Annotated in this window: 8 protein-coding genes and 1 pseudogene; 7 read left to right on the forward strand and 2 right to left on the reverse strand. The window is 64.1% G+C overall.

The window, feature by feature from the left end:
• The first annotated feature begins 247 nt into the window (after nucleotides 1–247).
• The 5 genes and pseudogenes from dnaK to AAK988_RS05215 all read left to right on the forward strand — a co-directional run.
• Complete coding sequence (gene dnaK / locus AAK988_RS05195) at nucleotides 248–2152, forward strand: molecular chaperone DnaK (protein ID WP_369873741.1); 1905 nt, start codon at nucleotides 248–250, stop codon at nucleotides 2150–2152.
• A 5-nt stretch (nucleotides 2153–2157) separates the two neighbouring features.
• Entirely contained in the window at nucleotides 2158–2841 is a 684-nt protein-coding gene (locus AAK988_RS05200; protein ID WP_016310225.1) for a nucleotide exchange factor GrpE, read from the forward strand.
• A gap of 69 nt (nucleotides 2842–2910) precedes the next feature.
• On the forward strand, nucleotides 2911–3873 hold the full coding sequence (locus tag AAK988_RS05205; RefSeq protein ID WP_369880470.1) for a DnaJ C-terminal domain-containing protein: 963 nt from the start codon (nucleotides 2911–2913) through the stop codon (nucleotides 3871–3873).
• Complete coding sequence (locus AAK988_RS05210; RefSeq protein WP_016310227.1) at nucleotides 3864–4238, forward strand: heat shock protein transcriptional repressor HspR; 375 nt, start codon at nucleotides 3864–3866, stop codon at nucleotides 4236–4238. Before AAK988_RS05205 ends, AAK988_RS05210 begins: the two co-directional genes overlap by 10 nt.
• 10 nt (nucleotides 4239–4248) lie before the next feature.
• Nucleotides 4249–6936, forward strand: a pseudogene (locus tag AAK988_RS05215) (ATP-dependent Clp protease ATP-binding subunit); the annotation flags it as partial.
• A 460-nt stretch (nucleotides 6937–7396) separates the two neighbouring features.
• On the opposite strand, the gene AAK988_RS05220 reads toward AAK988_RS05215, so the two are convergent.
• Nucleotides 7397–8344, reverse strand: coding sequence for a helix-turn-helix transcriptional regulator (locus AAK988_RS05220; RefSeq protein WP_369873737.1), 948 nt, complete (start codon nucleotides 8342–8344; stop codon nucleotides 7397–7399).
• A gap of 610 nt (nucleotides 8345–8954) precedes the next feature.
• Between AAK988_RS05220 and AAK988_RS05225 the strand changes: the two genes are divergently transcribed.
• Entirely contained in the window at nucleotides 8955–10925 is a 1971-nt protein-coding gene (locus AAK988_RS05225; RefSeq protein ID WP_369873736.1) for an FAD-dependent oxidoreductase, read from the forward strand.
• A 143-nt stretch (nucleotides 10926–11068) separates the two neighbouring features.
• On the opposite strand, the gene AAK988_RS05230 is transcribed toward AAK988_RS05225, so the two are convergent.
• Nucleotides 11069–12391, reverse strand: coding sequence for a dicarboxylate/amino acid:cation symporter (locus tag AAK988_RS05230; RefSeq protein WP_369873735.1), 1323 nt, complete (start codon nucleotides 12389–12391; stop codon nucleotides 11069–11071).
• Between the two features lie 277 nt (nucleotides 12392–12668).
• On the opposite strand from AAK988_RS05230, the gene AAK988_RS05235 reads away from it, so the two are divergent.
• A complete protein-coding gene (locus AAK988_RS05235) occupies nucleotides 12669–14078 on the forward strand; it encodes a Sapep family Mn(2+)-dependent dipeptidase (protein ID WP_369873734.1) in 1410 nt (469 codons plus the stop codon).
• Nucleotides 14079–14210 lie beyond the last annotated feature (132 nt).

Raw genomic sequence — 14210 nt, forward strand, 5'->3', positions numbered from 1 at the left:
GAGGCGCTCTGTGGCGAGGATTGGGTGAGGGAGATTCTTATATTCTCCCTGATGACGGCATTGTTTTGGTTCGGTAACAAAGTTTTTCTGATCGGTGACTTCCCGCATTGGGGGGCGTATTGTGCGGGGAAGTGAGCTTTGCTTACTGAATGACGTTGAGGAAACTTGACAGCAGTAGACTAAGGTTTTATACTGCACCCCAATATCATTCATCTGTACCAGAACTGTGAAAGCGAGGCAGTACACAATGGCTAAGATTCTTGGCATCGACTTGGGCACGACGAACTCCGCCATGGCCGTCATGGAGGGCTCCGAGCCCGAAATCCTGGTGAACGCCGAGGGCGACCGCACCACCCCGTCCGTCGAGGGCTTCCGCAAGGACGGCGAGCGCGTGGTGGGTAAGGCCGCGAAGAACCAGGCCGTCACCAACCCGGAGAACACCGTTTCCTCCGTGAAGCGCTTCATCGGCCGCTCCTTCGACGAGACCCCCGAGGAGCAGAAGACCGTTTCCTACAAGGTTCAGAAGGGCAAGGACGGCCGCGCCGTCATCGATATCGACGGTAAGGACTACACCCCCGAGGAGATTTCCGCCATGGTGCTTCAGAAGCTGAAGACCGACGCGGAGAAGCAGGTGGGCCAGCCCATCACCCAGGCCGTCATCACCGTGCCCGCCTACTTCAACGACGCGCAGCGCCAGGCCACCAAGGACGCCGGCAAGATCGCCGGTCTTGAGGTCCTGCGTATCATCAACGAGCCCACCGCGGCGGCGCTCGCCTACGGCCTTGACAAGGTCGACCACGACGAGAAGATTCTCGTGTTCGACCTGGGCGGCGGCACCTTCGACGTGTCGGTGCTGGAGCTGGGCGACGGCGTGTTCGAGGTAGCCTCCACCGCCGGCGACAACCACCTGGGCGGCGACGACTGGGACCAGCGCATCATCGACTGGATGGCCGACAAGTTCCAGGCCGAGAACGGCATCGACCTGCGCAAGGACCCCATGGCCCTGCAGCGTCTGAAGGAAGCTGCCGAGAAGGCGAAGATGGAGCTGTCCTCCACCACCCAGACCAACATCAACCTGCCCTTCATCACGGCCGACGCCTCCGGCCCGAAGCACCTGGACCTGACGCTTACCCGCGCTGAGTTCGAGCGCATCACCAAGGACCTGCTGGATCGCTGCAAGAAGCCCGTTGAGCAGGCGCTCAAGGATGCCGGCCTGAAGATGGGCGAGGTGGATGAGGTCATCCTCGTTGGCGGCTCCACCCGTATGCCCGCCGTGCAGGAGCTGGTGAAGACCCTCACCGGCAAGGCCCCGAACATGTCGGTGAACCCGGACGAGGTGGTGGCCATGGGCGCGGCTGTGCAGGGCGGTGTCTTGGCCGGCGACGTGCAGGGCATCCTGCTGCTGGACGTCACCCCGCTGTCCCTGGGCGTTGAGACCATGGGCGGCGTGATGACCAAGATGATCGAGCGCAACACCACCATCCCGACCCGCAAGACCGAGATCTACTCCACGGCCGCCGACAACCAGACCTCCGTTGAGGTGCACGTCCTGCAGGGCGAGCGCGAGATGGCCGCGGGCAACAAGACCCTGGGCCGCTTCCAGCTGACCGGCATTCCGGCCGCCCGCCGCGGCGTGCCGCAGATCGAGGTGACCTTCGACATCGACGCCAACGGCATCGTGAACGTGTCCGCTAAGGATCTGGGCACCGGCAAGCAGCAGCAGATCACCATCTCCGGCTCCACCGCCCTGTCCGATGACGAAGTGGACCGCATGGTGAAGGATGCCGAGCAGCACGCCGAAGAGGATGCCGCTCGCAAGGAAGAGGCCGAGGTGCGCAACAACGCCGACGCGCTCGTGAACGCCACCCAGCAGACGCTGGACGAGCTGGGCGACAAGGTGCCGGCTGACGCCAAGACCCAGGCCGAGGAGGCCATCGCCGAGACCAAGACCGCACTTGAGGGCACCGACATCGACGCCATCAAGGTCGCCACGGAGAAGATCCAGCAGGCGGGCTACAAGCTGGCCGAGGTCGTGTACTCCACCGAGGGCGCTGCCGCCGGCGCCCAGGCCGCTGCTGCCGAGACCGCTCCGGCCGATGACACCATCGAGGCCGACTACGAGGTCGTGGACGACGAGAAGGAAGGGAAGTAAGACCGATGACGACGCCCGATAAGGACCAAGTCACCTCTTCTACCCCTGAACCCGAGGAAGCCGCCCCCGCGGCGGCTTCCCCCGCCGATGGCACCGCGCCGGCGGAGGTTATCGCCGATGCCGAGGTGATCGAGGCCAATGAGGACGGTCAGCTGGACGAGGAGCTCGAGAAGGCCGCCGCGGAAGCCGTGGCCGGCGTAATCGAGGAGTCCGAGGCCGTGGCCGCCGCCAAGGCCGAAGCGGCCGACTGGCAGGACAAGTACGTGCGCCTGCATGCCGAGTGGGACACCTACCGCCGCCGCATGGCCGAGCAGCGCGAGGCCGAGAAGGCCCGGGCCACGGAGAAGCTCATGGAGAGCCTCCTGCCAGTGCTGGACGATTTCGTGCGCACGGTGGACTACGCCGAGACCAACGGCGAGGCCGGGCTGCTCGGCGGCGTGAAAGCCGTGCAGGCCAAGTTGACCGACACGCTTGCCAAGGGCGGCTTGGAGGTCATCAACCCCGAGGGGGAGGCCTTCGACGCCCTGGCCTGTCAGGCCGTGGGCACGGTGGACGACCCCAGCGTTCCCGACGAGACCGTCGCCCAGGTATACCAACTCGGATACCGCATGGGCGACAAGGTGCTCAGGCCCGCCATGGTGACCATCACCACAGGAGGCCCCAAGCGGGAGAAGCCGGAAGAAGAGTAAGACTGATCGGGGGCGGACTTGCGGGTCCGCTCTCGCGTTCAAGAGACAAAAGTAACGGAGGTGGAACGAATGGCGTCCACGCCTGATTATTACAAAACGCTAGGCGTTCCGCGCACTGCCACGGCCGACGAGATCAAGAAGGCGTTCCGCAAGCTCGCCCGCAAGCATCATCCCGATGCCGGCGGCGACGAGGCCAAGTTCAAGGAGTTGAACGAGGCCTACGAGGTGCTGAGCGACGAGAAGAAGCGCAATCTCTACGACCAGTACGGAACCGCGAACGAGAATCAGATTCCCCACGGATGGGGCGGCGGTCAGGGATTCAACGTCGAGGATATCTTCGGCGGCGGGGGCGGCTATACCACCGGTGGCGGCTTCGGCGGCAGCTGGGCCGACATTCTGGAGAGCATTCGCAGCGGTGAAGGTGCGTTTGGGAGCAACTGGGACTTCGGTGGCGGCTTCGGTGGGCAGCCCCAGCCCCGCCGCGGCCAGGATATGAACGTCACGTTGAATGTGACGTTCGACGAGGCCATGCAGGGCACCGAGAAGCGCATCACCGTGCGCATTCCCGGCAAGAGCGAATCCGACACCCACACGGTGAAGGTGCCCGCCGGCGCCGTGGACGGCGGCCGCGTGCGATTGCGCGGCCAGGGTGCCCTCGGCGAGAACGGCGGCCCGGCCGGCGATTTGCTCATCACCACGAAGATCGACGAGCATCCCTACTTCGGCCGCGACAAGGCCGACGTGACGGTGACGCTGCCGGTCACGGTGGCCGAGGCGGCCCTGGGTGCCTCCATCGTGGTGCCCACGCCCGACGGCAAGAAGATCAAGGTGAAGGTGCCCGCCGGCACTCAAGACGGCAAGGTGCTCACCATCAAGGGCAAGGGCGCGCCCGATGTGAAGAACAAGGGCCAGTTCGGCAACTTGAAGATTCGCGTGGCGGTGGAAGTGCCCACCGAGATGAACGAGGCCCAGACCAAGGCCATGGAAGATTTCCAAGCGGCAACGGATAAGGAGATCAGACCATGGGATTAGACGATAGGAACCGGCCGCTGTACATGATCAGCATTGCCGCCGAGCTAGCGGGGGTGCACCCCCAGACCCTGCGCTCCTACGAGCAAAAGGGCCTGGTGACGCCCTGTCGCACGAGCGGCAACACGCGCATGTACTCCCAGGCCGACATCGACCGGCTCAACCTCATCAACGAGCTGACGAGCGAGGGCATCAACCTCGCCGGTGTCACGCGCATCCTTGATCTGCAGAGCCGGCTCGACGAGCGCGAAGGCGAGGTGGAGGACTTGCACGGCCGCGTGCGACGCCTCGCTGATCGCGTGCGAGAACTGGAGAACCGCGCAACCGTCGGCGCCATCGTCCGCGTGACGCCCCGACGACTGCCTTAAAGGAGAAACCATGAGACTAGATAAACTGGCGGTGACGGCGCAGGAGGCCTTCCAGAGCGCCATGGGCGTGGCTGGCGAGGCCGATGCGGCCGTCATCGAGCCCATTCATTTGCTGAAGGCGCTGCTCGATTCCGACGAGAACAATCTCGCCGCCATCGTGAAGCGCATCGGCGCCGACCCGGTCTGGCTGTCCCAGAACGTGGCCGACGAGATTGCCAAGATGCCCAAGCAGACCGGCGCGGCCCCCATGGCCATTCCCGGCCAGGACCTCATCAAGGTCATCGACAACTCGGTGAAGATCGCCGAGAAGTTGGGCGACAGCTACGCCACGAGCGAGCACTTGCTCATCGCCCTGTCCGAGGACAAGGGCGCGGCTGGCCGTATCCTTACCACGGCGGGCATCACCCGCAAGAACATCGAAGCGGCCTACGAGAGCCTGCGCGGCGACACCCGCGTGACTTCCCAGACCGACAAGACCCAGTTCGAGGCCTTGGAGCAGTTTGGCCAGAACCTTACCCAGCAAGCTCGCGAGGGCAAGCTGGACCCGGTCATCGGCCGCAACGAGGAGATTCGCCGCACCATTCAGGTGCTCTCGCGCCGCACGAAGAACAACCCGGTGCTTATCGGCGAGCCGGGCACCGGCAAGACCGCCATCGTGGAGGGTCTGGCCCAGCGCATCGTGGCCGGCGATGTGCCCTCTTCCCTGAAGGACCGCGAGATCGTGTCGCTCGACCTGGGCGCCATGATGGCCGGTGCGAAGTACCGCGGCGAGTTCGAGGATCGCTTGAAGAACGTGCTGCGCGAGGTGAAGGAAGCCGACGGCAACATCATCCTGTTCATCGACGAGCTGCACACCATCGTCGGAGCCGGTGCCGGCGGCGACTCCTCGCTCGATGCGGGCAACATGCTGAAGCCGGCGCTCGCCCGCGGCGAGTTGCGCGCCATCGGCGCCACCACGCTCGACGAGTACCGCAAGTACATCGAGAAGGACGCCGCCCTGGAGCGTCGTTTCCAAACGGTGCTCGTGAGCGAGCCCACGGTGGAGGATACCATCGCCATCCTGCGCGGTCTGAAGGAGAAGTACGAGATCCATCACGGCGTGCGCATCACCGACGGCGCCATCGTGAGCGCGGCGGAGCTGTCCGACCGCTACATCACCGACCGCTTCCTGCCCGACAAAGCCATCGATCTTATGGACGAGGCGGCCAGCCGCCTGCGCATCGAGATCGACTCCATGCCCGAGGAGGTGGACGCCGCCGAGCGCAAGCTCATTCAGATGCAGATCGAGGAGCAGGCTCTCATGAAGGAGACCGACATGGCCTCCCAGGAGCGCCTGGAGAAGCTGCGCCACGATATCGCCGCCGCCCGCGAGGCACTGGATGCCCAAAAGGCCGAGTGGCAGAACGAGAAGGACGCCATCGTGGGCGTGCAGAACCTCAAGGCCGAGTTGGAAAGCGCCCAGCTCGATGAGGAGCGTGCCACCCGCGAGGGCAACCTGCAGCTGGCCTCCGAGATTCGCTACTCGCGCATTCCCCAGCTGCAGCAACAATTGCACGTGGCCGAGGAAGCCGTGAAGACGAAGCAGCAGGACGGCGCCATTTTGAAGGAGGAGGTCTCCGAGGAGGAGATCGCCTCGGTGGTGGCCGCCTGGACGGGCATTCCCGTGGCCAAGATGATGCAGGGCGAGATGGAGAAGCTCGTTGACCTGGAGGAAGTGCTGAAGGGCCGTGTTATCGGCCAGGACGAGGCCGTGGGCGTGGTGGCCGGCGCCATCCGCCGCAACCGCGCGGGCCTGTCCGACCCGAACCGTCCCATCGGCAGCTTCCTGTTCCTCGGCCCCACCGGCGTGGGCAAGACCGAGCTGGCCAAGACGCTCGCCGAGTACCTGTTCGATTCCGAGAAGGCCATGGTGCGCATCGACATGTCCGAGTACATGGAGAAGTTCTCCGTGCAGCGGCTCATCGGGGCGCCTCCGGGATACGTGGGCTACGACGAGGGCGGCCAGCTGACCGAGGCCGTGCGCCGCAACCCCTACTGCGTGGTGCTGCTCGACGAGATGGAGAAGGCCCATCCCGATGTATTCAACATCCTCTTACAGGTGCTCGATGACGGCCGCCTGACCGACGGCCAGGGCCGCGTGGTGAACTTCAAGAACTGCATCATCATCATGACCTCCAACGTGGGTTCGCAGATCATCCGCGAGCACGCCGCCGAGGGCCGTGCCTTCGACGAGGCCCAGGCCACGGGCGGCGAGACCATGGGCGAGATGGCCGAGAAGATGATGTCCATGACGCCCGAGCAGGCCGCCAAGCGTATGCAGGAGTTCGCGAACAAGATCCAGGACGCCCTGTCCTCCACGTTCCGCCCCGAGTTTTTGAACCGCATCGACGACGTCATCACCTTCAACGAGCTGTCCATCTCGGCCATCGAGCCTATCGTGGATTTGCAGTTGGAGGAGGTGCGCGACCGCTTGCAGGCGCGCCACATCACCCTGGACGTCACGCCGGCGGCCATGGAGCACTTGGCCATCGACGGCTACGACCCGGTGTACGGCGCCCGCCCGCTCAAGCGCCTCATCCAGCGCGAGGTGGTGGACCGCATCGCCGAGAAGGTCATTTCCGGCGAGCTGCGCGACCGCAGCCACGTGCTCATCGATCTGGATGCCGAGGGCAACTACGCCTGCCGCATTGAGGGCCCCATGGACCTGGACGGCCTGAACCTGGACGATCCCAGCTTCCTCACCGCCGGGGCCGACCCGAAGGAGGCCCTGCAGGATCTGGACACCCTGTCGGGCGGCGACCTCGGCGAGGATCCCATCGCCTAGTAAAAGGAGGGGCGACCTCGCCCCTCCGCGCACCGGTTTCCGGCATTATCGCCCGAACCCCCGCTCCGCTGTTCTCCTTCGGCTCAGGCGCTTCGCTCCTTCATGCTTTCATGGAGCGACTTGGGGTCGCGGACGGACAGCGTTCAGAGGTCTCGGTCAGCGACACCGGAAGCCGGCGCGCTACTCAACCGCATACCCCTTTCACAGCAAGCGCCCCGGGCAGCCAAGACCCGGGGCGCTTTTGGTCACGAAGGTCCTTCCGTCCGTGTGGATAGCGACATCGTGACCGCGGTGACGATGAAAGCCTCCGTGCTGCGAAGCTGGGGGCTGGCGCTTACGACAACGATTCGAGCATATCCAGGAGCTCCTCGCGTGAATGGACGCCCAGCTTCAGGTAGATGCTGCGCACCTGGGAGCGCACGGTGTGGAAGGAGACGGTGAATTGCTCGGCGATGGACTTTACCGTGTGCCCCTTGGCCAGGGGAACGAGAACGGCCGCTTCCCGCTCGGTGAGGTCGTGCTCCTTTGCGAGGCGAGCGCATTTGTCCTCGAGCGGCGAGGCGCTGGCGGCCGGCGATCGATGGGGAAGGCCAGTGTAGAAGAACCCGAATATCAGCACGAGCAGGGAGATCACAAGAAAGATCAGGGCGAGCACCAAAGACGAGGGAGGATCGAGGGCAAAGACCGTAACCAGAATCTCGCTTGCGAGGCGCGATGCGAAGAACAGAAACGCGGCCAGGCGAAAGCCGAGGCAGGCGGGTTTTCCGACGGTCCTCGCCAACATGCCCGGCAAAAAGAACATGAGTCCTCCCAGGAGGAACGCCGCCGTGTTGAGGAGGAAGGCGATGAGGTATAAGCCGCTTTCGGGAAACAGGATGACAAGCAGAGCGCTCAGGCAGATAAGCAGCACGAAGCCCGAGGCAAGCCAGAGGCCCGTGCGCAGCGCAAAGGACCTTCTCTGGAAGTAGAGCACGAAAGCCCCCGTGACCACGACGCCCGCAAACGATGTAGTGGCAATCGAAATACCTGCCGAGGGCGTGAACACGGTGCGGAAGGCAAAGCTGAGCAAACTGTAGGCGCAGATAGCCAGGGGCACGAGCGCCGAGAACTCGGGTCGATCTTCCGGCGCCGCCGGAGGCTCCTCTTCCGGGGGCAGCGGGGCAAGGAGAACGTCAAGGGCGACGGCGACGAGCATCAGCACGAGAAGCCCGAAGCGTGCGGGGACGGCCAGCGCCATGTAGACGGTGAGCGCAAGCACGGCCACTATCCCCGCGCAAAGCATTTGGAGGGATCCTCGCCGAGCCGAAAGGGGTCGGGCCATGCGCGACCAGAGGCAGAGGAGCGAGGCGCAGGCCGCGCCCATGAGCACCTGGCGAAGAACGAGGTATTGGAGGAGCTCGCCGGAAGGAACGAGAGGCTGGGCAACCAAGAGCGTCGCAGTTGCAAGGCCGAACGCGAGGGATGCGAACAGCGAGGGCGCGGGTCGGCCTTTTTTGGCGAGAGGGAGAGAGATGGCGAGCAGGGCGATAAAAGCTATCTGCCACGAGAAGGAAAGCATTGCCGGCGAAGCGTCCGAGCCGGCCCCCGCGATCGCCGTCTGCCCCATGGATATGAGCAGCCAGCCCCAAATGAGGCCGGGCAGCAAGGCGAGCCGAACCGTAGCGGGCAAGATCGACTCCTTCGGAGAATCCTGTTCGCGCAAGTAGCCTTTTTCGCGTCGCGTCATCAAATAACCTGTCCCCACCTGCCATTTAACACAAAATGAACGAGTGAATCGCGGGCATTTAGCTCATCGGGGGCGATGAACTGCCACCCCTTTTCCCCGATTCTCTTCGCGGCGGAATTATACCGCTGCGTAAAGGAAAAGGAAGTATGGATCGAGGAGGGCAAGAATGAAGGAAATTAACACTGCTGAGGTTTTCCCCACGCTGCGCAACATCTCACTTTCGCGTAGGACGTTTGTCGCCTGCGCGGCCATTGCCGCCGCCCAGGCTGCTCTCGTGTCTGCGGGGTGCGCTCCCGAGGTGCAATCGTCGGGAGATGGACTTGCCTCGACCGCGGCGTTTGCCCCGGGGACGTATACGGCGTCCGCGCCCGGCAAGAAGGGCCCGGTGACTGTCGAGGTGCGCATGTCCGAAAGCGCCATCGAGAGCGTCGAGATCGTGGAGTTCGAAGACACCGAGCGCATCAGCGCCCCGGCTCGCGAGCGGGTGCCGCAGCAGATCGTGGAGCTGCAGAGCCTGAACGTAGACACCGTGACGGGCGCCACGCTGACGAGTATGGCCATCATCGAGGGCGTGGCTGATTGCGTCAACCAGGCGAATGGAGACGCTTCGGCGCTGAAGAAGGCCGCATCGCCGGAGAAGTCGGATGAGACCAAGGAGATCCAGGCAGATCTCGTGGTGTGCGGCGCCGGTGGTGCCGGCATGGCCGCCGCCGTCGCCGCGGCCCAGCAGGGCTTGGATGTGGTGGTGTTCGAGAAAACCGCCTATGCTGGCGGCAACGCGCTGGTCAGCGGTGGCTGGCTCGAGGTGTTCGAAGGCGTCGACGACATGAAGCCCGATATGACGGACGGCAACCGCGACATGTTCCACGCGACGCTCCAGAAGAGCCTGGACAATGGCGTTCCCAAGGACTTCGTCGATGCCGTGCAGGCCGACTTCGATGCGTATTTCGCCGCGGGCAACACGAAGGTGTACGACTCCATGGAGTACTACGCCCTGGACTACGCCTCGCGCAATGGCGGTCCGGCGAAGGAGTACTGGCTCCCCTATGCCCACAAGGTGAACGATCTGAACAACTGGCTCTTCGATCAGGGCTACACCGTGAGTGGCACGCTGGTCGGCATCGTCGGGTTCCCGTGGCCGCGCAAGGCCCATGCGGTGGACAAGGAGAACGGCGAGGGCTTCTTCAGCGTGTTCGACAACACGGTGGAGACCCAGAGTCTCCCGATCACCTTCCTCTTCGAGACGCCCGTTTCCGAGCTGATCGTGGATGGCAAGGCCGTGGTGGGGGCCTCTGGCCAGTGCGCCGACGGCACCACCTACCGTGTCATGGCGGACCGTGGCGTCATTCTGGCTACTGGCGGTTATTCCGGCAATCCCGATCTGCTGAAGAAGTACAACGAGATGTGGCCCTGGGATGAGTCCACGGTTATCCCGACGACCAACAGCTACGGCCACACGGGCGATGGCCACGTGCTTGCCGAGGGCCTGGGAGCCGAGCTGAAGAACATGGGGCGCCAGATGGTGTTCCCCATTGCCGACTCCATCGATTACTCGACGGAGACCATCGTCGGCAATGCCGGCCTGGGACTCTTCGTCAACGTAAACGGCGAGCGCTTCATCAACGAGTCGCTGGATCGCTTCGCCCTGTCCGCCGCTGTGATGAAGCAGCCCGAGGAGAAGCTGTTCATCATCAGCGACGCGCTCAACTCCGGCCTTGTGAACGGCTACAACGAGCAGGGCTACAGCGCGGACAAGCTCATCGAGGAGAGCAAGCTCTTCCGGGCGGACAGCCTTGAGGAGCTGGCCCAGATGATCGGCGCCGACCCCTCGGTGCTTGCGAAGGCAGTTGACGATTACAACGCCATTGCACGTGGAGACGTGGCGGACACGGTGTTCGGCCGCGAGAACATGAGCGAGAAAGACGCTATCGTCGAGGCTCCCTTCTACGCCTCCCCGCGTACCTGGGCCGCCCATGTGACCATCGGCGGCGTTGCCATCGGTCCCGATTACCAGGCCCTCACGGCCGACGGTGCGGGTATTGAGGGCCTCTATGTCGTGGGCGAATGCTCCGACGGCAACAGCGGTGTCTCCAGCATGAGCACAGGCCTTTCCTGCGTCAACCAGATGCTCGCCTAATCAGCCCCTCCCCATGGACGAGGCCCTCGCCGAACGGTCGGGGGCCTCGTTTGTGCTTGGTGGCCCTATGCCGGTTACGCAGCCACCTTCTCGGCGTTGCGACCTTGATCCAGTCCGCCGAAACGACTTTGGAGCTGTGCCGGCTATGCCGCGGCCTTCTCGGCTTTGCGAGCCTTGCGGGCAGCAGCGCGCTTCTCCATGGCGTCCACGCAGGTGGCCACGGCGGCATCGCCGGTGACGTTCACGGTGGTGCGCATCATGTCGAGGATGCGGTCCACGCCGGCCACGAGCGCCACGCCCTCCACGGGCAGGCCCACCGATTGCAGCACCATGGCCAGCATGATCATGCCGCTGCCAGGTACGCCGGCGGTGCCAATGGAGGCCAGCACGGCGGTCATCACGATGGTCAGCTGCTGGCCCACGGTAAGATCGATGCCGAACACCTGGGCGATGAAGATAGCGCACACACCCTGGTAGATAGCGGTGCCATCCATGTTGATAGTGGCGCCGAGCGGCAGCACGAACGAGGTGACCTCCTTCGACACGCCCATCTTCTCGGTACATTCCATGTTGATGGGCAGCGTGCCCACCGACGAAGCCGACGCGAAGGCGAAGCCCATCACGGGCATCTCGCCCTTCAGGAACTTGAGCGGGCTCATGCGGGCAAACACCTTGATGATGCCCGAGTACACGAGCGCGATCTGGCAGATCATGGCCACGTAGGCCACCACAATGAGCCACAGCAACGGGCGCAGCACGTCGATGCCGTTGTTGGCGATGACCGGGCAGATGAGCCCGAACACGCCGAAGGGGGCCACGAGAATGATGCCGCGCATGATGGCGATGCACACGTCCGACAGGGCGTTGCAGATGTCGATGACCGGCTTGGCCTTCTTCCCCGCGGCGATCATGCCGAAGCCGAATACCACGGCGATGACGATCACCTGCAGCATGGTGGCATCGGCCATGGGTTGGAAGAAGTTGCTCGGGAAGATGTTCACGATGGTGTCGATGAACGACGGCGGGTCAGTGGCCTCGTAGGACAAATCGCCGGTGTCCATCACATAGCCTGCGCCCACGTTCATCACGTTGGCGAAGATGAGGCCAAGGGTGACGGCGAAAGCAGTGGTAACCAGGTAGAACAGGATGGTCTTACCGCCGATGGCCCCCACCTTCTTCACGTCGTCGAGCGATACGACGCCGGCGATGATGGAGAACAACACCAAAGGCACGACGATCATCTTGATGAGGTTCAAAAAGATGGTGCCGAAGGGCTTGATGTAGGTGTCGGCGATATCCGGCGCACCCTGGAGGGCGACGCCGGCGAACACGCCCAGGATGAGCGCGATGAAGATCCAGGTAGTCAGCGACAGGCGCTTGAACCAGGGCTCGTCCTTCTTGTCGCGAGGCGCGCCGTCTCCGAGGGCGGGATCGACGGCGGGCTGCACGGTGGCATCGTCGGCCATAACGGTGAGTCCTTTCCCCTATGAATGCACGAGTGCCCTCATTATAAGCAAATTGCCGAGGAAAACCAGGTGGCAGCCGCAGCGATCTAACGGCCCCGCAACAAAATGGGGAACGTGACGCGTTGGTATCGGGGAAGGGCCATAATGGCAACGATGCTATCTTGGGGACGTTTGCCCCGAAGCTGTGTGGAACTGCAATTGCGGCTCCGCGCGGGCCTCCATCGTGCTATGGTGTCCCGCGTTTCCAGGGGAAACGCAGATATGAAAGGAGCGACCTATGGATCGCAAGGAAATTGTGGCCGCCGCCGGCGCCTATTGGGATGCGAACCGCGACGCCATCGTGGCCGACATCGCCAAGCTCGTGGAGATTCCCTCGGTAGAGGATCTGGCTGCGGCCGCTCCCGGGGCGCCCTATGGTCCCGGCCCCGCCGCCGCTTTGGCTGCGGCGCTGGAAATCGCCGAGGGCATGGGCATGGCCGCCACCAACTGCGAGGGTCATATCGGATTTGCCGACCTGCCGGGCGAGACCGATGCGCAGCTGGGGATCATCGGGCACGTGGATGTGGTGCCGGCCGGCCCCGGTTGGAGCTTCGAGCCCTTTAAGGTGACAGAAAAGGACGGCTATCTCATGGGCCGCGGTTGCCTGGACGACAAGGGCCCCTCGGTAGTGGCCCTCCATGCGGTGAAGTGCCTGGCCGGCCTGGACGTGCCGCGTCCTTACACCATGCGCTTCATCTTCGGCGCCAATGAGGAAACGGGCATGCGCGACGTGGCCTGGTACCTCGAGAACTACGACAGCCCGGCCTTCCTGTTCACTCCCGACGCCGACTTCCCCGTGTGCTATGGCGAGAAGGGCGGCTATGACGGCCTCATTACGAGCGCGCCCATTGCCGATCCGGTGATTCTGGACATCTCCGGCGGCGTGGTCTCCAACGCGGTGCCCGGCGAGGCTTGGGCCGTCGTGCGCGGCAACGCGGACGTGCTGCCCGCGGCCGAGCGCATTGCCGTGGCCGATGCCGGCGATGGCACCGTGCGCATCGACGCCAAGGGGCAGAACGCCCATGCGGCGTGGCCCGAGCGCGGCATTTCCGCCATTCTGCTGCTGGCGAATTACCTGCTGGAGAACGGCCTTGCGAACCAGCAGGAGCGCGAGTTTTTGGAGCTGGTGCGCAGCCTGACGAGCGATACCACCGGTGCCGGCGTGGGTATCGCCACGGCCGACGAGTACTTCGGCCCCCTCACGGTGGTGGGCGGCACCATCCGCAAAGAGGGCGATCGCCTGGTGCAGACCATGGACAGCCGCTGGCCCACGTCCATCACCGCCGAGGAGATCACGGCGGCGCTCACGAAGCTGACCGACAACATCGGCGCTACCTTCGAGAACACCCTGCTCATGGTGCCCTTCCTCGTGAAGCCGGAGGATCCCGAGATCCAGGTGCTCCAGGATGCCTTCCAGTTCGTGACCGGCGACACCGAACATGAGCCCTTCACCATCGGCGGCGGCACCTATGCCCGCGAGTTCAAGAAGGGCGCATCCTTCGGCGTGAACATGCCCTGGGTGGAGAACCCGGCCTGGGTCGGCGGCGAGCACGGCCCCGACGAGGGCGTGTCAGAGGAGCTGCTGAAGACCTCCTTCGAGATCTACGTGCTGGCTTTGGCCGAGTTGCAGGGGCTGGAAATTCAGTAACCGGCGCGTTTTTGCAAGACGTCCCGCCAAGGGGCGATGGATGGGGCGACCCCCGCGAGAGCGGAAGCCGCCCCTTTTACGGTCGGATGCCGTCGCCGCCGGTCTCGCGGTTCGGGGCCATCGGTAATTTCA

Source organism: Adlercreutzia muris, from assembly GCF_041223505.1.
Taxonomy (GTDB): domain Bacteria; phylum Actinomycetota; class Coriobacteriia; order Coriobacteriales; family Eggerthellaceae; genus Adlercreutzia; species Adlercreutzia muris.